20 protein-coding genes are annotated in these 20,074 nt (G+C 65.4%); 13 read left to right on the top strand and 7 right to left on the bottom strand.

Going from position 1 to position 20,074, the window contains the following annotated elements; all coding sequences use genetic code 11:
• The 5 genes from narH to ACQPXH_RS08300 are packed head-to-tail and all read left to right on the top strand — an operon-like array spanning window position 1 to window position 3,999.
• Window positions 1–1,755: a nitrate reductase subunit beta gene (narH, locus tag ACQPXH_RS08320; protein WP_433601702.1), complete on the top strand. Its 1,755-nt coding sequence runs from the start codon at window positions 1–3 to the stop codon at window positions 1,753–1,755.
• Window positions 1,756–1,780: 25 nt separating this feature from the next.
• Window positions 1,781–2,461: a nitrate reductase molybdenum cofactor assembly chaperone gene (gene narJ / locus ACQPXH_RS08315; protein WP_433603374.1), complete on the top strand. Its 681-nt coding sequence runs from the start codon at window positions 1,781–1,783 to the stop codon at window positions 2,459–2,461.
• On the top strand, window positions 2,458–3,198 hold the full coding sequence (gene narI / locus ACQPXH_RS08310) for a respiratory nitrate reductase subunit gamma (RefSeq protein WP_433601701.1): 741 nt from the start codon (window positions 2,458–2,460) through the stop codon (window positions 3,196–3,198). Before narJ ends, narI begins: the two co-directional genes overlap by 4 nt.
• Window positions 3,199–3,223: 25 nt before the next feature.
• Complete coding sequence (locus tag ACQPXH_RS08305; protein WP_433601700.1) at window positions 3,224–3,625, top strand: hypothetical protein; 402 nt, start codon at window positions 3,224–3,226, stop codon at window positions 3,623–3,625.
• Window positions 3,626–3,660: 35 nt separating this feature from the next.
• Window positions 3,661–3,999 (top strand): TfoX/Sxy family protein, encoded by a 339-nt coding sequence (locus ACQPXH_RS08300; RefSeq protein WP_433601699.1) that lies wholly within the window; start codon window positions 3,661–3,663, stop codon window positions 3,997–3,999.
• Between the two features lie 4 nt (window positions 4,000–4,003).
• Here the strand turns inward: ACQPXH_RS08300 and ACQPXH_RS08295 are convergent, their stop codons facing one another.
• The gene (locus tag ACQPXH_RS08295; protein WP_433601698.1) at window positions 4,004–5,704 is read right to left on the bottom strand and encodes a metallophosphoesterase; all 1,701 of its coding nucleotides are present in this window, start codon (window positions 5,702–5,704) and stop codon (window positions 4,004–4,006) included.
• Window positions 5,705–5,840: 136 nt separating this feature from the next.
• Between ACQPXH_RS08295 and ACQPXH_RS08290 the strand changes: the two genes are divergently transcribed.
• The 4 genes from ACQPXH_RS08290 to ACQPXH_RS08275 all read left to right on the top strand — a co-directional run bounded on the left by ACQPXH_RS08290 (window position 5,841) and on the right by ACQPXH_RS08275 (window position 7,622).
• Entirely contained in the window at window positions 5,841–6,260 is a 420-nt protein-coding gene (locus ACQPXH_RS08290; protein WP_433601697.1) for a pyridoxamine 5'-phosphate oxidase family protein, read from the top strand.
• 104 nt (window positions 6,261–6,364) lie between these two features.
• On the top strand, window positions 6,365–6,817 hold the full coding sequence (locus tag ACQPXH_RS08285; protein WP_433601696.1) for a VOC family protein: 453 nt from the start codon (window positions 6,365–6,367) through the stop codon (window positions 6,815–6,817).
• Between the two features lie 267 nt (window positions 6,818–7,084).
• Window positions 7,085–7,348, top strand: coding sequence for a type II toxin-antitoxin system Phd/YefM family antitoxin (locus ACQPXH_RS08280; protein WP_433601695.1), 264 nt, complete (start codon window positions 7,085–7,087; stop codon window positions 7,346–7,348).
• A 4-nt stretch (window positions 7,349–7,352) separates the two neighbouring features.
• On the top strand, window positions 7,353–7,622 hold the full coding sequence (locus ACQPXH_RS08275) for a Txe/YoeB family addiction module toxin (RefSeq protein ID WP_433601694.1): 270 nt from the start codon (window positions 7,353–7,355) through the stop codon (window positions 7,620–7,622).
• A gap of 241 nt (window positions 7,623–7,863) precedes the next feature.
• Here ACQPXH_RS08275 and ACQPXH_RS08270 read toward each other — a convergent pair whose 3' ends face one another.
• The 6 genes from ACQPXH_RS08270 to ACQPXH_RS08245 all read right to left on the bottom strand — a co-directional run bounded on the left by ACQPXH_RS08270 (window position 7,864) and on the right by ACQPXH_RS08245 (window position 16,037).
• Entirely contained in the window at window positions 7,864–8,736 is an 873-nt protein-coding gene (locus ACQPXH_RS08270) for a sirohydrochlorin chelatase (protein ID WP_433601693.1), read from the bottom strand.
• Window positions 8,733–9,974 carry a uroporphyrinogen-III synthase gene (locus ACQPXH_RS08265; RefSeq protein WP_433601692.1) on the bottom strand — a complete coding sequence of 414 codons (1,242 nt, stop codon included), beginning with the start codon at window positions 9,972–9,974 and terminating at the stop codon, window positions 8,733–8,735. Before ACQPXH_RS08265 ends, ACQPXH_RS08270 begins: the two co-directional genes overlap by 4 nt.
• Before the next feature lie 2 nt (window positions 9,975–9,976).
• Window positions 9,977–10,423, bottom strand: coding sequence for a nitrite reductase small subunit NirD (nirD, locus tag ACQPXH_RS08260; protein ID WP_433601691.1), 447 nt, complete (start codon window positions 10,421–10,423; stop codon window positions 9,977–9,979).
• A 64-nt stretch (window positions 10,424–10,487) separates the two neighbouring features.
• Window positions 10,488–13,037 (bottom strand): nitrite reductase large subunit NirB, encoded by a 2,550-nt coding sequence (gene nirB / locus ACQPXH_RS08255; protein WP_433601690.1) that lies wholly within the window; start codon window positions 13,035–13,037, stop codon window positions 10,488–10,490.
• Between the two features lie 26 nt (window positions 13,038–13,063).
• The gene (locus tag ACQPXH_RS08250; protein ID WP_433603373.1) at window positions 13,064–14,527 is read right to left on the bottom strand and encodes a nitrate/nitrite transporter; all 1,464 of its coding nucleotides are present in this window, start codon (window positions 14,525–14,527) and stop codon (window positions 13,064–13,066) included.
• Between the two features lie 250 nt (window positions 14,528–14,777).
• Window positions 14,778–16,037 (bottom strand): MFS transporter, encoded by a 1,260-nt coding sequence (locus ACQPXH_RS08245; protein WP_433601689.1) that lies wholly within the window; start codon window positions 16,035–16,037, stop codon window positions 14,778–14,780.
• 65 nt (window positions 16,038–16,102) lie between these two features.
• Between ACQPXH_RS08245 and ACQPXH_RS08240 the strand changes: the two genes are divergently transcribed.
• The 4 genes from ACQPXH_RS08240 (at window position 16,103) to ACQPXH_RS08225 (ending at window position 20,070) form a co-directional block, all read left to right on the top strand.
• Window positions 16,103–16,774 (top strand): FadR/GntR family transcriptional regulator, encoded by a 672-nt coding sequence (locus ACQPXH_RS08240; RefSeq protein ID WP_433601688.1) that lies wholly within the window; start codon window positions 16,103–16,105, stop codon window positions 16,772–16,774.
• A gap of 188 nt (window positions 16,775–16,962) precedes the next feature.
• Window positions 16,963–18,447 carry an MFS transporter gene (locus tag ACQPXH_RS08235; protein ID WP_433601687.1) on the top strand — a complete coding sequence of 495 codons (1,485 nt, stop codon included), beginning with the start codon at window positions 16,963–16,965 and terminating at the stop codon, window positions 18,445–18,447.
• A gap of 173 nt (window positions 18,448–18,620) precedes the next feature.
• Complete coding sequence (locus tag ACQPXH_RS08230) at window positions 18,621–19,160, top strand: GNAT family N-acetyltransferase (protein WP_433601686.1); 540 nt, start codon at window positions 18,621–18,623, stop codon at window positions 19,158–19,160.
• A gap of 67 nt (window positions 19,161–19,227) precedes the next feature.
• The gene (locus ACQPXH_RS08225) at window positions 19,228–20,070 is read left to right on the top strand and encodes a hypothetical protein (protein WP_433601685.1); all 843 of its coding nucleotides are present in this window, start codon (window positions 19,228–19,230) and stop codon (window positions 20,068–20,070) included.
• The last annotated feature ends 4 nt before the right edge of the window (window positions 20,071–20,074 follow it).

Here is a 20,074-nt window from a genome sequence, read left to right as displayed (position 1 = left end):
ATGCGTGTTATGGCACAGATGGCCATGGTGATGAACCTGGACAAGTGCATCGGGTGTCACACCTGCAGCGTCACCTGCAAGCAGGCGTGGACCAACCGCGGCGGCACCGAGTACATGTGGTTCAACAATGTGGAAACCCGTCCCGGACAGGGTTATCCACGGCAGTACCAGGATCAGGAGAAGTGGAAGGGCGGCTGGACGCTCAACAAGCGCGGCAAGCTGACCCTCAAATCCGGTTCGCGTCTGAAGCGACTGCTCAATATCTTCGCCAATCCGGATCTGCCCACGGTTTCCGACTACTACGAGCCGTGGAGCTACGACTACGACAACCTGCTGTCCGCTCCCGCCATGGACACCAGTCCGGTGGCGAGGCCGAAATCGCTGATCACCGGCCAGGATACGAAGATCACCTGGGGCGCCAACTGGGATGACGACCTGGGCTCCGGGCCGGAGCAGGTGGGCAAGGACCCGCTGCTGACCAAGCTGTCGGATCAGGTGAAGCTGGAGTTCGAACAGACCTTCATGTTCTACCTGCCGCGGATCTGCGAACACTGTCTCAATCCGTCGTGTGTGGCCTCGTGCCCGTCGGGTGCGATCTACAAGCGGTCCGAGGACGGCATTGTGCTCGTCGACCAGGACAAATGCCGTGGCTGGCGACAGTGCGTCAGCGGCTGCCCGTACAAGAAGATCTACTTCAACCACAAGACGGGCAAGGCGGAGAAGTGCACGTTCTGCTACCCGCGCGTGGAAGTCGGTATTCCGACGGTCTGTTCGGAGACCTGCGTCGGACGACTGCGCTACATCGGCGTCATGCTGTACGACGCGGATGCCGTGGAGGCGGCGGCCTCGGTCACCGAAACCAAGGACCTGTACCCCTCACAGCTCGGAGTGTTCCTCAATCCGCATGATCCGCGAGTGATCGCGGCGGCCGAGCGGGCCGGGATCTCGCCGGAGTGGATCGAGGCCGCGCAGAATTCGCCGGTCTACAAATTGATCGTCGATTACCAGATCGCGCTGCCGTTGCATCCGGAATACCGCACCATGCCGATGGTTTGGTACGTGCCGCCGCTGTCGCCGGTGGTGGATGTGCTCGCCGAGACCGGACACGATGCCGAGGACGCGTCGAATCTGTTCGGCGCCATCGACGCACTGCGCATTCCGGTCGAGTACCTGGCCGAGCTTTTCACCGCCGGTGAGATCGGGCCGGTGCGGGCGTCACTGCAGCGGCTGGCGGCCATGCGGTCGTTCATGCGCTCGGTGAATCTCGGTATGGAGCCGGATCCGTCGATCGCACCGTCGGTGCGGTTGGAGCCGGAGGAGATCGAGGCGATGTATCGACTGCTGGCCATCGCGAAGTACGAACACCGGTACGTGATTCCGCACGGCGCGACAACGCAGGCGCACGAACTGGATTCGCTGGCAACCGGATGCAGCCTGGATACCGACGGCGGACCGGGTATGACGGCGTTCGACACGATGGTGGAGAAGTTCCATCTGACCGATACCAATGGCGCCGCGCCGGAGGAGAAGTCGAATCGGATCAATTTGCTGAACTGGGATGGGCGCAACACCGACGGACTGCTGCCGACCGCGCGCAATGGCAATGCGGCCGATGGGCATGGTTCGAACGGGACCAACGGTTCGGCGAAAAACGGTGCTGCGAAAAATGGTGCGGCCACGAATGATTCGACACCGGCCAAGAATGACTCGACCAACGGTTCCGTCACGCCGACGCCGACCGGAGCGACCAAATGAATCCGCTGACACCCGGAGGCGCATGATGGCACTGCTGAAGGTGCGCCGCAGGCCCGAGCCCGTCGCTCAGCTGTCCGAGCGCGATTGCCGCCTGGTGTGGCGGATCGCCGCGCTGCTGCTCGACTATCCGAGCGAGCAGATGTTGGCGACCGTCGACCAGATCGATGATGCCGCAACGCAATTGCCGGACGTGGTAGCAGCGCCGCTGCTGGAATTCATCCACCACCTGCGCGCCACCCCGCCGATCACGCTGGCCCAGCAGTACGTCGAAACCTTCGATATGCGCCGCCGTGCCAGCATGCACCTGACGTTCTACGCCTACGGTGACACCCGCAAACGCGGTATGGCGCTGTTGCGGTTCAAGCACGCCTACCGGCACGCCGGTGTCGAACTCGGTGACGAGGAATTGCCCGACCACCTGCCGGTGCTGCTGGAATTCGCCGCGACCGTCGACCCGATCGGCGGTGAGCGTCTGCTCGGCGAACACGTTCCGGTGATCGAACTGCTGCGGCTTTCGCTGGTAGACAACGACTCCCCGTACGCCGGAGTGCTGGCGGCCGTCGTTGCCACCCTGCCTCCCCTTACCACTGCGGACCGGCGTCGCATCGCCGAACTCGCCGCCCAGGGACCGCCCGAGGAAGAGGTCGGTCTCGACCCCTTCGCCATGGACCCATCGCTGTTCGACGGATCGGAAGCCCGCCGATGACCACCGCCTTCTGGATGACGCTGCCCTACGTGGCCTTCACCTCGTTCGTGCTCGGCCACCTGTGGCGCTATCGCAATGACCAATTCGGTTGGACCACACGGTCTTCCCAGATCTACGAGAGCCGTCTACTGCGGCTGGGCAGCCCGCTGTTCCACTTCGGCATGCTCGGGGTCATCGGCGGGCACGTGCTCGGCGTGCTGATCCCCGAGTCCTGGACCGACGCCGTCGGTATCTCCGAGCACACCTACCACGTGGTCGCGGTCGCGGCGGGTTCGGTCGCCGGACTCGCGGTGATCCTCGGCGTCGGCATCCTGCTCTACCGCCGCATCACCGTCCGCGCCGTCCGCAAGGCCACCACGCGCAATGACCAGCTCATGTACGTGCTGCTGGCCGCCGCGCTGATCACCGGCCTGCTCAATACCTGGGGCAGCAATCTGCTGTGGGGCACCTACAACTATCGCGAGACCGTATCGCCGTGGTTCCGTAGCCTTTTCACGGTCCATCCCGAGCCCGAACTCATGGTCGGCACTCCGTGGACCTTCCAGTTGCACGGTCTCGTCGTGCTGACCCTCATCGCCATCTGGCCCTACACCCGGCTGGTCCACATGTTCAGCGCGCCTGTCGGCTACCTGACCCGGCCGTACATCGTGTACCGCGCAAAGGAATCCAACGCCGCGGACAAACGTCGCTACGCGCGCGCCTGGGATGCCCCCGTCACGCCCGAAAGCTGGCGCTGACCCCCGAGTTCGGGTCCTCTCACCGATGCCCCGCTCCCAGCTCGCGGTCTTCGGCGCGAATGCGGGCAACATGTGGGGCGCCCCGGGCAATCCGGCCTGGGCCGAGCACGATCCGATGCCGCATGTGGACCGGCTGCGCGGCTCGGCGCTCTACGTCTCGTCGGGCAATGGCGCTCCGGGAGTGCGCGAAACCCTCGGCGATGTCGGCATCGATGGCAATCCGGTCCGGCTGCTCGACCGCATGCTGGTCGGCGGTGTCATGGAGATCGTCATCGATGGCTGCACCGGCCCCTTCGTGGACCGGCTGGCCGAGGCAGGCATACCCGCCACAGTGAATCTCCGTCCGGCAGGTACGCATGCCTGGTCGTACTGGCAGGACGACCTCCACCAGTCCTGGCCGCTGTTCGGCGCCGCGCTGGGCGCATAGCCGACACGTGTCGGTGCCCTGGTCGACAATGCGGTATGGCCTATGACAAAGTGCTCGCCGATCGAATCCGGGAGCTGATCGACCCGACGCCCGAGGTGAGCGAAAAGAAGATGTTCGGCGGTCTCGCCTTCCTGATCAACGGCAATATGGCGGTGGCAGCGAGCCGGACGGGCGGTCTACTCGTCCGCGTCGACCCGCAGGAGAGCACCACCCTGCTCGCCCGCGAATACGTCGGCACAATGGTGATGGGCGGTCGCGAAATGAACAACTGGCTGCAGGTCGACGGCGCGGCCGTCGCCGATGACGAAGCGCTCGATGAATGGGTCGACCGCGGCGTCAGCTATGCGCGTTCGCTGCCGCCGAAGGAGAAATAGCGGTTCAGTGGACCAGACGACGGAACGTGAGTTTGTCGAATTCCCGACCGTATTCGTCCACCGCGACCACATCCATTTCGCTGGCGAAAATGCCGGGGCGGACGTCGACGCGCAGGAACGAGTAGTTGCGGAACCGCACTCGCGACCAGGAAGCCGCTTCGTCCTGTTTGCCGCCCGACGCGGTCCACACATAGCTGTTCGGGACCGTCGTGTCCGGTAATTCGTGGCCACGGAATGTTTCCTGCGAACCGGGCTGGAAGTCGTAGCGCGGTCGGCCACCACCGCCGACGGTGTAGTAGACCGTGCCGTCCGTATCCGGGTAGACGATCGAATTGTCCGCGGCGATCCTGGTCGCGGCACCGGCGCGGATCGGGTCCGTGCGTTCGTAGACGTGATTGTGGCCCTGCAGCACCAGATCCACCTGATACCGGTCGAACAATCCGGCCCACGCATCGCGCACGCCGCCGTCGCTGGCGTGGGCGTCGGTGGTCGAGTACGCGCAATGGTGGAAGAAGCACACCAGGAAGTCGATATTCGGGTCCGCGCGGTAGGCGGCGAGCGTGCGCTCCACCCAACTCGTCTGCGCCCCACCGGAATACCCGGTATTGGCCTTGATCTCATAGCTGACGTCATTGGCGTCGAGCGAGAGCACCGCGACATTGCCGTAGGTGAACGAGTATGCCGACGGGCAGCCGGCGGGGCCGTTGCCGGGGAAGTCCAGCCGCGCCAGATGTCCGCCGTAGCCGCGCCGACCGTAGGTCGCTTCCATATCGTGGTTGCCGGTGGCGAACATCCACGGTGTCTCGGCGGCACTGCGTTCGATGGCCCCGAAGTAGGCATCCCAGACGTAGGGGTTGTACTTGTCGAAACCGGATTCGAGCTTCGCGCCGTTGGCGACGAATTCGTTCGGTTTGCCCCCGCCGGACGGGTCGGCATAGGCGATATCACCGGCGAGAATATGGAAATCCGGTTTGGCGGCGGCGATTTGGCGCAGCACATTGCTCGCGTGCGGTGCGTTCGGATCGTTATCGGCCTTGTAGTACTTGTCGTCGTAGTCGCCGGACACGGTACCCTGCGGCAGCGCCGGCGTCTCGTCGGTGCCCTGATCGCCCATCATGGTGAACCGGAACGGCAGGATCGCGCTACGCGCACTCGGCATCGCGGGTGCCGCGGCACGGATATCGCCGGTAAAGCCGTCGGAGGTGCGCCAGCGATAGAAGTGCGGCACGCGTCCGGGTAGGCCGTCGACGGGGGCGTGCACGTAGAACTGTTCGGCCGCGAGGACACCGCCGTCTGCGGAGGGCACCTGGGTCAGCAGATTGCGCACCTCGGCCTCGATGGTGCCGCCGAGCGTCGGCGTCGGGCCGTGGTCCAGGAAGACCTTGGTACCGGCCGGCGGCCGGGAGAGCTGACCGGCGAACCGGAGCTGACTCGTCGCATCCGCTCCGTATCCCACACGTCGACCGCCGACCGCGAGCTGCGCGTCCTCGGCATAGGCGCGCCTACCGAACGGTGAGGTGCCGACGGCGGCGACCGCAGCGGCCGCCGCGCTACCGCGCAAGACATTGCGGCGCGAGACCGCGTGTCGGCGTAGGTAGTTCCGATGCCACTCATGCTGCTCGTCCATGGTCATATGGGCGACGTTGGCAGCGGGAATTCCGGTATCCGGAAGATCGCCGGCAGGGTTCATCGGATTCGACGGCACGGCACCGATGCTCTACGGCCCCAGCGCATCACGCAACTCGATACCGCTTCCCACGCACGAACAATTCGTGAACTCTCCGGCTCGCACTCCAGGCGCGAGGTAGACTCGAACATAAGTTCGAATCGAGAGGTCCTGGATGCGGGCGTTACGTCGAGCCGAGATTGCCGGGTTACTGGCCAGCGATATCGTGGCGCACCTGGCCACCATCGACGCGGCCGGATATCCACATGTCACGCCGATGTGGTTTCTGTGGGATCAGCAGGCATTTCGGCTGACAAGCTGGGCGGGGCGGCCGCATTTGCGGCGGATTCTGACGAATCCGCGGGTCGGGTTGGTAATCGATCGGGAGGTGGTGGGGTCGCGGGGCGGTGGACAACGGCCGAATCGGCAGGTGCGGGTGATCGGGGATGCCGAACTGACCATCGATGCGGATGGTGCGTGGACCCAGCGCATCTGGGAGAAGTACGGCAGTGGGCCGGTGCTGGGTGAGGTGGAGCGCGCGCGGGTGCTGATCACGATCACTCCGGACCGCTTCATCGCCATCGCGAGCGTCTGACTGCACGAAAATTTCTTCAGAGATTTCGCGAGATACGTCGAAGACGTGGGGGCGGCTCCGACCGAAGGGTGACAGCAGGTCATAACCAACCCAAGGAGCCCACCATGTCGGTCAACACTTTCCTCTGGTTCGACAACGACGCCGAGGAAGCCGCCACCCGCTACGCCGCGCTGATCCCCAACTCGCGCATCGTGGATGTCAATCGCCACCCCGACGGCTCGGCGTTCATCGTCTCGATCGAACTCGACGGTCACCCGTACACCCTGATGAACGGCGGCCCAGGACATCCGTTCACGGATGCCGCATCGATCCAGGTGATCGTGGATACCCAGGCCGAGGTCGATCGCCTGTGGGAGGCCCTGATCGATGGCGGTGCGCCCGGGCCGTGCGGCTGGCTCACCGACCGCTACGGCCTGTCCTGGCAGGTCGTCCCCGGCACCCTGCTCACCCTCATGGACGGCGCGAACCCCACCAAGACCGCCGCCACCGCCGCGACCTTGCAGTCCATGTCCAAGCTCGATATCAAGGTTCTGCAGGACGCGTACGACAACGCCTGAGACCCGGGCCTGATAGCCGGGCACCCACACGCAGGGTGCCCGGCTACGACAAGGGTGGCGTGCACTCTCAATAGTTGGCGAGATCCGATTCGGGCGACTAACCATGGCACGAGCACGGATTCGAGTGAGCGCGGCAAGGTTACCGCCACAGACGCGCCCGGTCCGCGCCGCCGCCCATCCACTCACGCACCCAGGACATCACGCCCTTACAGGAGACGCGTGGCACACGTACAATAAGTCGTACGACTACCGTGTGAGGTGCGAGAGATGGCCAAAGCGCTACCCATATCTACCGTGCGCCAGAACCTGTTCGGACTGGTACAGCAGGTCAACGACGACCACGATACTGTGACCGTCGTGTCCAAGAGCGGCGAGAACGCCGTACTCATAGCCGAAAGCGATTACAACTCGCTGATGGAAACGCTGTACGTTCTGCGCACCCATGGCGGCATGAAGCTACTCCAGTCCGCCGAGGATGCCCGTGCGGGACGCACAGAGGCGCACGCGCTCATCGACCCCGGCCAGGACTGAGCCTATGGCCGACCGGAAACTCACGTTCACCGCTCAAGGCTGGAAGTCCTACACGGACTGGCTGACCACCAACCGGGCCGTCCTGAAAAGCGCGAACAAAATCATCGACGCCACACTCCGCGACCCGTTCGAGGGGGTCGGCAAACCCGAGCCGCTACGCCACTACCTTGCTGGGCACTGGTCACGGCGAATTACCCAAGAGCATCGATTGATCTACTACGTGACAGACACCGAAATCGTTGTGGTACAAGTCGGTTCACACTACGAAGACTGACGGCCGAACAACAAGGCTTCGAAGCCCGCGTCATTCGACGCATCCGGAATGTCGCCGCCGACCACCGTCGTAAGGCCCGATCAGGATGCCGAGACCACCTCCGCGAAGACATCGTCGAGGTTGCTCGCGGTGAATCCGAGGCCTGCCACCTGGCTACTCGCCGAACGTAGTGATATGCCGGTCGAATGCGGCGTGGGCGACCACCATTCGACTACGGTCGGCGGGACTTGTGGGTGCGGTACTAGCGCCCGGTGGAAAGGCGGGCACGGACCAGCTCGTGGGCGGCAGCGCGGTAACGGTTGGTGATCAGGCGGACGACCGCCGGGTGAACACCGATGGGGGCAGCAACACCATCAGCTCCCGCCTCATGCAGGCGCTGTTGGAACAGACCATGTGCCAGCAGGTACGAGGCGATGAAGACGCGCCGCGCACCCGACTCACGAAGTTCGGCAACGACTTCCGGTATGCGTGGGGCTCCGGTGGCGACGTAGCCGATGCGAACCGGCACACCCAGATGTTCGGCCAGCATGCCCGCTGCGCGCCGAATGTCCTGGCGGGCACGGGCATCCGATGATCCGGCCGCCGCGAAGACCACCGCGTCACCTGGGCGCCGGCCTGCGGCACGCAGACGCATGGCCATGATGCGGGCCAATGCCGGATCCGGTCCCATCGCGGGTGTCACCGCGACCTCGGGATGACCGCTCTCGGCCACCTCCCGAGGCACATCCTGATACACGTGGTATCCGGAGGCGAGGAAGGCCGGAACCACCACGGCGGGAACGGATTCGCCTTGGGCATCGGTCAGATCACGCAGCACCTCGGACGGCGATGGACCTAGCACGTCCACGAAAGCGGTACGCACCCAGGGCTTCTCGGCCGCCTCGAGCCCGCGATGTGCACAATCCGGAGCCGCGGAGGTATCGGCGTCGCGCCCCGAAATCGCGACGCCGAACTCAGCCGCCCCGCTTGCCGCAATCCCCTCGCGCTCTCCGACCACACCGGCTGCCGTCCTGCTGAACTCATCAGCCACCGCCTCCGCGAGCGCGGCGATCATCTGCACACCCCTGGTGCTCCTGGTGCCGTGTGCGACCAGGACCAGGGCCGGAGCCGTCACCAGCTCCCCGCAGGCTGTGCGTACCTCGGCGCGCGGGCCGGGGTAGCGATTCCCGCTACCGGCGCACGGCCGTTGGGAACGCTGCGCGGAAAGTCATCGGCGCAATCCGCGGCGTCCAGCGCCAGTCGGTAGCCCCGTTTGACCACGGTCTGAATGGCTTTCGGGGTACCGAGCCCGGCGCGCAGCCGCGCGATCGCGGTCTCCACGGCATGGGTGTCGTCACCGCCGCCGGGCAGCGCCGCGAGCAGATCCTCCCGGGAAACCACCCGGCCGGGCTGTCGCGCCAGCGATCGCATCAGTGCCATCGGCGCTGGCGCGAGTTGACGCACCGAACCGTCGACCACGACGCACGCACCGCGCACGCTGATGGTGTGTCCGGCGGCCTGAATTCGATTGGCGCGCCGCGGCAATTCCTCGGCGACGTGCCGGGCCAGCGCACCGAGGCGCGCCCGTCCCGGCATCGAGGTCGCCACACCCAGCTCCTCCAGCGGAGCCGCGGTAATCGGTCCGACGCAGGCGGGCAGCACCCGTCCGCGCAGCGCGTGCAGCACACCCTCCAGCAGCCCGGTTTCCTTGGCGCGCATCAACATCGACGCCACGGCGGGCGCACTGGTGAAGGTCACGCAGTCCAGGCTGGAGGTAATGATGGCCTCGATCAGGTTGTCCATCGGACCCTGATCATCCGGCGGCACCCAGCGGTACACCGGCACCGCGACGACATCCGCACCGGCACAACGCAATACCTCGCAGAAGTCGGGTACCGGCTCCCATTCGGTGGTCGCGCCGTGCAACTGGACCGCGATCCGCACACCCTCCACACCCTCGGCGAGCAGGTGGTCGAGCACCTCGGCGGAAGACTCCGACGCGGGCGACCATTCCTCGCGCAGTTCGGCGGCGCGGATGGCGCCCTTGGCCTTCGGCCCACGCGCCAGCATCCTGGTGGACGACAGCGTCAGCCGCAGATCCTCGGCAATGCCCCAGCCTTCGGCCGCTTCCATCCAGCCGCGGAATCCGATGCCGGTGGTGGCCACCACGATCCGCGGCGGATCGGCGACGATCTCGCGGGTCACTCGCTCCAGTTCGTTGTCGTCGGCCAGCGGGATGATGCGGATAGCGGGAGCGGCGACGATACCGGCGCCCCGTCGGGTGAGCAGCGTGGCGAACTCATCGGCCCGCCTGGCGGCCGTGACGCCGACCGTGAAACCGGCCAGACAGGCGCCCGTATCGATTGTCGTCATTCTTATCCACCGTCCGCGGCAACGAGTCCGGTATCGACCGGGTCGTTGGAAACCGAAACGATGCCGTCTTCGACGCGCACCGCGTAAACCGGCAGCGTCGCCGAATCGTCGTCCAGGCAGTGCCCGTCCAACAGCGAAAAAGCCTGCTTCAGCAGCGGTGAGGCCACCACCGGAATACCGGCGCGGTCACCGACGATCCCGCGCGACATCACCGCCGCGCGGCCGATCGGATCGATATTTCCGACGGACGCGAGCGTGCCGTCGGTCATCAGGAACAGAGCGGCCTGACGGCCGCCCTTCAGCAACACCGCGACGCCGCGGCCCGGAATGAGGTAGTCGAGTCGGCACGCCTGCGTCCAACCCGAAGGGGATGGCAAGTCGGCGGAGCCGACGGGGTGGGTGAGCACAGTGGTAGCAGTGGCAATGCCGGGGGTATCCATCACGGTCATCGGTGTCATCCTCCAAACGCCTTACCCATTGGTACAGGCGTCCTGTTTCTTCGGGGTTAAGCGGCTATTGCCCGCGTGTGGCAACCGGGATTTCCGGCATGCCGAGCAACACCGGCACCTTCCGTTCCCCGGTCTCATCGAACGAAATGGTCGGATCGGCCTCTTCCGGTGCGTTGACGAAGGACACGAAACGCGACAATTTCTCCTCGTCCTCGAGCACTGCGGCCCATTCGTCGCGGTAGCCGGCGACATGCTTGGCCATGGCGGCCTCCAGATCCTCGGCGATACCGAGGCTGTCCTCGCACACGACCTGCTTCAGGTAATCGATGCCGCCCTCCAGCGCCTCCTGCCACGGCGCGGTGCGCTGCAACCGGTCGGCGGTGCGGACGTAGAACATCAGATACCGGTCGATGTACTTGATCAGCGTCTCGTCATCGAGTTCACCGGCGAGCAGCACCGCATGCTTCGGGGTCAGACCGCCGTTGCCGCCGACGTACAGGTTCCAGCCCTGCTCGGTGGCGATCACGCCGACGTCCTTACCGCGCGCCTCGGCGCATTCGCGGGCGCAACCGGAGACGGCCAGCTTCAGCTTGTGCGGCGAACGCAGGCCGCGGTAGCGCTTCTCCAGCAGCACGGCCATGCCGACCGAATCCTGCTGACCGTAGCGGCACCAGGTGGAGCCGACGCAGCTCTTCACGGTGCGTAGCGACTTGCCGTACGCGTGCCCGGATTCCATACCCACATCGACCAGGCGCTGCCAGATCTGCGGCAGCTGTTCGACGCGGGCGCCGAACAGGTCGATGCGCTGACCGCCGGTGACCTTGACGTAGAGGTCGAATTCCTTGGCGATCTGACCGATGGTGATCAGCTGATCCGGGGTGACCTCACCGCCTGGCATCCGCGGCACCACCGAGTAGGTGCCGTTCTTCTGCAGATTCGCCAGGAAGTGGTCGTTGGTGTCCTGCAGCGCGGCCTGTTCACCGTCGAGGATGTGATCGCTCGAGGTGGAGGCCAGGATGGAGGCGACCGTCGGCTTGCAGATATCGCAGCCGGTGCCCGTGCCGTGCTTGGCGATCAGGGCGGAGAAGGTGCGAATGCCGGTGACCTGGACGATCTGGAACAGCTCGGCCCGCGACTGCGAGAAGTGCTCGCAGAGCGCCTTGGACATCTCGACGCCGGACTGCTCGAGCAGTTTCTTGAGCATGGGAACGCAACCGCCGCAAGAGGTTCCGGCGGACGTGCACTTCTTGACGCTCGCGATATCGCAGGCGCCCTCTTCGATGGCCCCGCAGATCGCACCCTTGGAAACGTTGTTGCAGGAGCAGATCTGGGCATCGTCGGGCAGCGAATCGGCACCGAGTTCGGCGCCTGCGGGCGAGATCAGCGCGGCCGGTTCGGCGGGCAGCGGACGTCCGACCAGCGGACGCAGCGCCGAGTACGCGGTCGCATCGCCGACCAGGATGCCGCCGAGCAGGATCTGCGCGTCATCGGAGACGACGAGTTTCGCGTAGGTGCCCTTGGCGGCGTCGTGCAGTACGACCGATAGCGCGCCCTCGGTGGTGCCGTGCGCATCACCGAAGCTGGCGACGTCGACACCGAGCAGCTTCAGCTTGGTCGACATATCCGCGCCGGGGAATTCGCCTGCGCCACCGAGCAATCGGTCCGCGACGATCTCGGCGGTGGTGTAGCCGGGGGCTACCAGGCCGTAGCAAACACCTTCCACCGCAGCGCATTCGCCGATCGCGTAGATGTTCGGATCGGAGGTCTGCAGACCGAGGTCGGTGATGATGCCACCGCGCGGGCCGACCTCGACGCCGCTGTCGCGGGCGATCTGGTCGCGCGGGCGGACACCGGCGGAGAAGACCACCAGTCCGGCGTCGATGACCGAATCGTCGGAGAGCGTAATCCTCAGGCGCTCAGCCGCTCCCGCGTCCGCGACGGTCTCGATCGATGCGGTGCCGACGCCGGTGTGCACCCGCAGCCCGAGATCGGTGACCAGCTTCTCCAGGATGGCGCCACCACCCTCGTCGACCTGGGCGGGCATCAGCCGCGCGTTGAACTCCACGACATGCGGCGTCATGCCGAGCAGGCGCAGCGCGTTGGCCGCTTCCAGACCGAGCAGGCCACCACCGACGACCACACCGGCCGCACCTGGTCCAGCCTCGGCGGCGACCGCGCGGATGCCGTCGAGGTCATCGATGGTGCGGTAGACGAAGCACTCCGGCAGGTCGTGCCCCGGCACCGGCGGCACGAACGGGTACGAACCCGTCGCCAGCACCAGGGCGTCGTAGGCGACGGTGTCGCCCGCCGAGGTGGTGACCTTGCGTGCCTCGCGGTCGATGGACTGCGCGGTCTGGCCCAGGCGCAGCTCGACCAGCTCGTCACCGGCGTATTCGTTACCGGGCAGCGCCAGCGCGGCGGGATCCCAGGTACCGACGTACGACGAGAGTCCGACGCGGTCGTAGGCGGGCAGCTGCTCCTCGCTGAGGATGACGATCTGCCACTTGCCTGCCTCGTCCCGGGAACGCAGCGCCTCCACGAACCGGTGCCCGACCATGCCGTGGCCGGCGACCACGACGGTCTTGCGCGGGGTGGGGTCGACTGTCGAGTTCATGACTGTCCTCCGTTGATGATTCGGCGTCAGGCTCGGGCCGACGTGCTGGTGGACTGGGACGGGTTGCCTGCCTCGGCTTCGAGGACGAGCGCCTCGGCCTCCGCGACGACCTCGGAGTCGACGGCACCGCGCGGGCGGCGCAGGAACACCAGATAGGTCACCGCGGCGCAGACCACGTAGAAGGCCATGAAGACCCAGAACGCGGTAGTCGCCGATTTGGTCGAGGCATAGGAGGAGCGCAGGACGAGGTTGATCGCGACACCGCCGAGCGCACCGATCGCGCCGACGAAACCGATGAGAGCACCGGAGGTGTTCTGTGACCAGGCGGCCCGGGCGGCCGGACTCGCGTCCAGGCTCTTGGATTTGGCGTCGAAGACCGACGGGATGATCTTGGTGACCGCGCCGTTGCCGATACCGGACACCACGAACAGCGCGATGAATCCGGCCACCAGCGCCGCCATCGCGGCACCGCGCGGCGCACCGCCGCTGCGGTCGCCCGCGGTGCTCGCCACGCCGACCAGTACGGCGGCGGCGGTCATCACGGCGAAGGTGTAGAGGGTGACCCGGCTGCCGCCGATCCGGTCGGCCCACTTGCCGCCGTACGGCCTGGCCAGCGAACCGAGCAGCGGACCGATGAAGGCGATCTGCGCGGCATGCAGTGTGGCCTGCGCGACAGTGTCACCACCGGCCTTGAAGCTGATCTGCAGCACCTGTCCGAAGGCGAAGCTGTAGCCGATGAACGAACCGAAGGTACCGATGTAGAGGAAGGCGATCGCCCAGGACTGCGGCACCTTGAGTGCCGTGATCATGTAGGTGAGATCGGCCTTCTGGTTCTTCAGGTTGTCCATGAACAGCGCGGCGCCGACACCGGCCAGCGCGACGAGCACGAGGTAGATCGCGCAGATCAGCGAGGCGTAGCCGTTGCCGAGGGTGGCGATGACCAGCAGGCCGACCAGCTGGATGACCGGCACGCCGATATTTCCGCCGCCCGCGTTCAGCCCGAGCGCCCAACCCTTGAGCCGCTGCGGGTAGAAGGCATTGATATTGGTCATCGAGGAGGCGAAGTTGCCGCCACCGAATCCGGCGAATGCCGCCACCACCAGGAAGGTGGTGTACGAGGTGCCCGGCTGATTGATGAAGTACAGCGTGAGCAGCGTCGGAATCAGCAGCAACGAGGCACTGAAGATGGTCCAGTTGCGACCGCCGAAGCGCGCCGTGGCCACGGTGTACGGAATGCGCAGAAACGCACCGACCAGCGTCGGCATGGCGACCAGGAAGAACTTGCCCGCCGGATCGATGCCGAACTTGTCGGTGGGCATGAACAACACCATGACCGACCAGATGGACCACACCGAGAACCCGACGTGCTCGGCGAAGACCGACCAGATCAGATTCCGCTTGGCGATGTCTTTGCCACCGGCCTCCCAGGCCGCGGCATCCTCGGCATCCCAATGCTCGATGTTGTGGTTACGCGTCAGCGTGCTCAACAGGGGCCTCCCAAAATCGGTTAGCCCCAACGGTAGGAAACGGGTATTGCCGAAATGCTGCCCCAAATGACCGTCAAATCAACGGTTGCTCACGATTACCGGGAAAGCCGGGTGAGCTTCAACGAAATGTTTCGGGCATGTGACACACCGGTTTCCACACGTCACAAACAGCCGATCTTCGAATTGGCGGCCCGTGAGGCGTGACGCGCATATCATGCGCGCGGTCACACGACCTCGCAACTCGAAAGCGGGATCAATTCCAGGTGTCTTCGAGCATGCGCGGTTTGCAGGCCTGCCAGGCTCCGGTGAGCAGCACCAGCACCGCGACGACGAGCATCGCGAACGGTGCGCCCCAGCCATCGGTCGCGCTGTGCAGCATGCCGAACAGCACCGGACCGACGCAGGCCACCGCATATCCCACGCCCTGGGTGAAGCCCGACAGCGCGGCCGAACCCTGCGGGGTCCTGGTGCGCATATTGATCAGCGTCAGCGCCATCGGGAAGGTGCTCGGGCCGAGGCCCAACAGCACGACCCACAGCAACGGCACAGTCATCGGCGCGATCAGCAGTCCGGCGAATGCGGTGAAAAAGAAGGCGGCACAACCCACTACGAACGGGAACGGATTGCGGAACCGCGCGACCACTGTCGGCGCGGTGAACGCCGACACCAGACCGACCAGCGCGAACACCCCGACCATGGTTCCGCCGAATCCGGCACTCGCGCCCGCCTCGGCGAGGATCTTGGGCAGCCAGGCGAACATGGCGTAGGTGGTCAGCGAGGTCATGCCGAACATGCCCGCCATGCCCCAGGCCACCGGCGAACGCCATACCTTGCCCTTGGGCTGCTGGGTTCGCGACGGCAGCGCGGTGCTGTCGACCCGATCGTGGCCGCGGCGATCACGCAGCACACCGAGCCACGGCAGCGCGGCCGCGAACCCGAGAATCGCCCACAGCCCCAACGAGATCCGCCAGCCGTGCGCGTCGGCAACCGGCACCGCGATCAGCGCGGGCACCACGGTGCCGAGCTGGACCATGGTGATGTACAGCGAGCTGACCACCGTGAGCCGGTCCGAGAAATACCGCTTGACCAGCGGCGGAATCACCACATTGCCGATGCCCATGCCGCCGAGGGCCAGCGCGGAGAAGATCAGCAGTTCGGCCGTGCCGCCGGCCACCGCCCGGATCAGCATGCCGAGTCCGGCCATCAGCATCGCGACGAGCGCGGTGCGCTCCAGCCCGATCCGGCGCACGAAAAGCGGGGTCAGCAGACCGGAAACCGCGAACATCAGGGTCGGGATCATGCCGAAGACACCGACGACGGCCGTCGTGTAACCGACGTCGGCGCCGATGCGCTCGGCCAGCGGCGAGAATGCGGTGACGGCGACCCGGAGGGTGAGCGCGGACGTCACAATGGCGGCGAGGACGAGCAGTCGGCCTTCCGTCAGTGCACGTTTGCGCCGCTCGACCCGGACGGATTCCGGGCGAGTCACAGTTTCCGGGAAAGTTACGGTCACCGCGAAATCATAGGATGACCCGATGATAGGAGGCAAGAAGTTGTGACGGGCGGTACTCTGATGCCGTGCAACCCGTCCGGCGGACCAGCCTCATTGCCCAGGTAACCGAGCAGCTGCGTGCCGAAATTCGTTCCGGCCGTTGGGCTATCAGCTCCCGAATCCCCACCGAACCCGAACTCACCGAACTCACCGGGACCGGGAGAAATACGGTACGCGAGGCAGTGCAGGCTCTCGTCCACTCCGGGATGCTGGAGCGTCGCCAAGGCTCGGGCACCTATGTCATAGCGGCCTCGGAGGTCGGCGGCACTCTCGCGAAGTACTTCGCCGACGCGGAGGAACGCGATGTGCTGGAGCTGCGCATGTCCCTGGACACCAATGCCGCGGCTTTGGCCGCACGCCGGCGCGACGAGACCGATATCGCCAATCTGCGGCGGCTGCTCGAGGAACGCAGTCAGCAGCACTGGGATGAACAGAATCTCGCGGCCATCGAGGCCGACGTGGAACTGCACCGCGCGATCGTCGTCGCCAGCCACAACGCGGTATATCTGGAGTTCTACGATTCGCTGCTGCCGATTATCGAACAGGTGATCCGGGCGCGGACCGCGAAATCCGACGACGCCTACGACGCGGAGCACAATGAATTGGTGCAGGCCGTTATCGATGGCGATCCGGAACGCGCCGCCCAGGCCGCGCGGTGTTTCCTCGCCTCGCTGATCGCCGAATACCCGGACCGCTAGACTTCTGGTCAACCGACCGAAAACTCGTGCACCCAACAGGTAACCAATCGGTCACCGACCGACTCGTCACCATGTGAGTCGGATTTGCCCGGAACGTCACTTCAGGCCATTCACACGCAACAACCGGCTTTTACCTTTGTCTCGACCGCAGCTCGGCGAACCCACCGAGCCAGATCGAGAGGAAGCCGATGACTGCCGCAGTAGCTGCCACCGGCCAGCAGTCGGACACCCCAGTATTCACGCACCAGAAAAAGGGGCGCTGGCTGGATCACTGGGAGCCGGACAACACCGAATTCTGGGAATCGGGCGGCAAACTCACCGCCCGCAAGAACCTGATCTTCTCCGTCTTCGCCGAGAATCTCGGCTTCAGCGTCTGGGTCATCTGGGGCACCGTGGTGACCAGCATGGGCCTGGCTGGCTTCGACTTCCTTGCCGGACTCGGCAAGGGCAACCCGACCGCGGTGAGCAACGCCCTGCTGCTGACCTCGACCCCGACGCTTGTCGGTGCGGCACTGCGCATTCCGTATACCTTCGCCATTCCGAAATTCGGCGGACGCGCGTTCACCGCATTCAGTGCGGCGATGCTGCTCATTCCGACGCTGGGCCTGGCCTACTTCGTGAACCAGCCCGGCACACCCATGTGGGTGTTCATGGTGCTTGCCGCACTGGCCGGCTTCGGCGGCGGCAACTTCTCGTCCTCGATGGCCAATATCTCGTTCTTCTTCCCGGAAGGGAAAAAGGGTGCGGCCCTTGGCATCAACGCCGCGGGCGGCAACCTCGGTGTGGCACAGACCCAGTTGGTGCTGCCGCTGCTGATCACCCTCGGCACGCACATCATGGCCAAAGACGCGGCGGGCTACCGCTTCGGCATCACGCTGTCGGTGCTGGTCTGGGTGCCGTTCATCCTGGTCGCCATGTTCGGCGCGCTGCGGTACATGGACGCCATCAGCACCGCCAAGGCCGACGGCAAGTCCTACAAACTGGCGCTGACCAATAAGCACACCTGGGTGATGTCGTTCCTCTACATCGGCACCTTCGGTTCGTTCATCGGCTTCTCCTTCGCCTTCCCGACCCTGATCAAGGCCAACTTCCCGGATCTGGCCAAGATCGGCTGGATCACCACCCTCGGTAATCTCGCCTTCCTCGGCGCGCTGGTCGGCTCGTTCAGCCGCCCGTTCGGCGGCTGGATCTCCGATAAGATCGGCGGCGCCAAGATGACCATCTATGTCTTCGGCGGTATGGCGGTCGCCTGTGTGCTGATCATGGCCGGATTGCAGGCCAAGAGCTTCCCGCTCTACCTGGTCGCCTTCCTGCTGCTGTTCGTGCTGACCGGAATCGGCAACGGTTCGACCTACCGGATGATCCCGTCCATCTTCAGCGCCGAGGCCAAGAAGTACGCATCCGAACACGGACTCGACCTCACCGACGCCGCCGCCTCGGCCAAGCGTCAGGCCGGTGCCGCGATCGGTGTCATCGGCGCGATCGGCGCCTCCGGCGGCTATCTGCTCCAGCAGGCACTTCGCCTGTCCAACATCAACTTTCACAGCATGAACCCGGCCTTCTGGGCCTACGCCGGCGCCTTCCTGGTCATGGCAGCGGTCACCTGGTTCTTCTACCTGCGCTCCTCGTTCGCCGTGGCCCGCGTCCCCTCACTGGCCTACGCCAACGTATAACCACATCCCCCGCTAGACCCGAATGCCGCGCTGGACGAGGTCCCCAGCGCGGCATTCGGCCGTCCGTCCATAGCACCACCCGCGACTGAGCAGGGATCGCATTCGGCGGTCTCGGTCCGTCGGCTGCGCCAGCACTTTACGCTGGAAAGCAGCCTCACACGGGAGGGTGGGCATTGGATAATTCCGAGGGGGCGGGGGAACCGGTGTTCCGAACCGCACGACTGGCGGATCTCGACGATATCGCCGCGCTGGAGCGAGAACATTTCGGCGACCTGTGCTACCCGTATGCGACGCTGCGGCAACTGTTCGACCTGCACGGACCCGACTGGGTGGTGGCCGAAATCGGTGGCAGAGTGCGCGGCTACGCACTCGTCGGCGTCGGCACCCGGCGCCGCGGCTGGGTGATGGGTCTCGCGGTCGCACCCAGCTACCGCAATCGCGGCATCGGCCGCGCGCTGCTGGACCGGGCGGTGACGAGTTGCCGCACCGCACAGGCGGATTCGGTATACCTCACGGTTCGACCGACCGATCAGCGCACGGCGAAGCTGTACAAGAACGCGGGATTCCGTTGGGCCGGATACGAACAGCGCTATTTCGGCGCGGACGAACCGCGAGATGTGCTGGTACACCGCATCGATCACTGGCCTACCACCTCGCAGTTCCCCGGACCGAACGACAAGCGATGGTTCAAGGGCGGTCGCACGCCGGATTGATAGTCGAATCGCGTTGGTATGGTGGGTATCACGTCGAACGTGACGGCTGCACTCGGGGGAACACACGATGACCGAATACGCGGGCCTATCCCAACTGTCACCTGTGGTCAATTCGATGACCACGCTGATAGATCGCCATGCCGACCGATACGCGGGCGAGATCACCGAATACCTCCAACAGGCCGAGGGCGGGTCCGAACAGCCGCTGCTCGACTCCTTGAACACCCATGTCGAGACATTGGAGCTGGACTACGACCCGGTGAAGATCTCCCAGCCCGGCGACAGCCTGGTCTTCTCCCATATCTACACCGCGGCACAGGAACCCGTCACGGACGCCGACGGCCGATTGCGCGCATTGACGGCTCTGCTTGCCGCAGAGGTCGAATTCCGCGGACCACGCCGGCTGAGCCGCACCCAGAACATCCGGATCGCCGAAATCTATGAGCAGCTCGGCCGCGCGCTGATCGCGGCCGAGCTGCCCCAACATGCCGTACTGGCTTTCAAACGCGCGGTGGGACTGCACCGCGTGGAGGAGGACTTCGAGGCACAGGACCGCTGCGGACACGCCTTGGCGCAGGCCCGCTGCCGCGCCGTCTATCCGGTCTGGAAGCGGATCCCGCACTGGACCCTGGAAGTGCTGTGCGGCTACGGTTTTCGGCCGTTCCGGCTGCTCTGCTGGATCGCCGCCGTACTGCTCATCGGCACCGTCGTGCTGTGGGCCACCGACGGCCAGCCCATCCCGACCGCGCTGCACATGTGCCTGATCAACTATCTGAATCCACTCGGCCTCGGCGATCTCGACGACATCAGGGGCTCCGGACGGACACTGCTGATCATCGAGGCCTACGCCGGACTCGTGCTCAATTCGCTGTTCTTCGCACTGCTGGTCCGGCGATGGTTCCGGATCTGATCAC

The organism is Nocardia sp. CA-135953, assembly GCF_050955735.1.
GTDB lineage: Bacteria > Actinomycetota > Actinomycetes > Mycobacteriales > Mycobacteriaceae > Nocardia.
Note: the sequence above shows the minus strand (reverse complement) of the source record. Positions and strands in the feature narration are given on the sequence as shown.

Bases quoted from the DNA above. Each gene is read 5' to 3' on its own strand.
- nirB (WP_433601690.1), bottom strand. From the start codon at position 13,037: ATGAACTCGACAGTCGACCCCACCCCGCGCAAGACCGTCGTGGTCGCC.
- ACQPXH_RS08285 (WP_433601696.1), top strand. From the start codon at position 6,365: ATGTCGGTCAACACTTTCCTCTGGTTCGACAACGACGCCGAGGAAGCC.
- ACQPXH_RS08235 (WP_433601687.1), top strand. From the start codon at position 16,963: ATGACTGCCGCAGTAGCTGCCACCGGCCAGCAGTCGGACACCCCAGTA.
- ACQPXH_RS08225 (WP_433601685.1), top strand. From the start codon at position 19,228: ATGACCGAATACGCGGGCCTATCCCAACTGTCACCTGTGGTCAATTCG.
- narI (WP_433601701.1), top strand. From the start codon at position 2,458: ATGACCACCGCCTTCTGGATGACGCTGCCCTACGTGGCCTTCACCTCG.
- ACQPXH_RS08275 (WP_433601694.1), top strand. From the start codon at position 7,353: ATGGCCGACCGGAAACTCACGTTCACCGCTCAAGGCTGGAAGTCCTAC.
- ACQPXH_RS08305 (WP_433601700.1), top strand. From the start codon at position 3,224: ATGCCCCGCTCCCAGCTCGCGGTCTTCGGCGCGAATGCGGGCAACATG.
- nirD (WP_433601691.1), bottom strand. From the start codon at position 10,423: ATGACCGTGATGGATACCCCCGGCATTGCCACTGCTACCACTGTGCTC.
- ACQPXH_RS08300 (WP_433601699.1), top strand. From the start codon at position 3,661: ATGGCCTATGACAAAGTGCTCGCCGATCGAATCCGGGAGCTGATCGAC.
- narH (WP_433601702.1), top strand. From the start codon at position 1: ATGCGTGTTATGGCACAGATGGCCATGGTGATGAACCTGGACAAGTGC.
- ACQPXH_RS08280 (WP_433601695.1), top strand. From the start codon at position 7,085: ATGGCCAAAGCGCTACCCATATCTACCGTGCGCCAGAACCTGTTCGGA.
- ACQPXH_RS08265 (WP_433601692.1), bottom strand. From the start codon at position 9,974: ATGACGACAATCGATACGGGCGCCTGTCTGGCCGGTTTCACGGTCGGC.
- narJ (WP_433603374.1), top strand. From the start codon at position 1,781: ATGGCACTGCTGAAGGTGCGCCGCAGGCCCGAGCCCGTCGCTCAGCTG.
- ACQPXH_RS08290 (WP_433601697.1), top strand. From the start codon at position 5,841: ATGCGGGCGTTACGTCGAGCCGAGATTGCCGGGTTACTGGCCAGCGAT.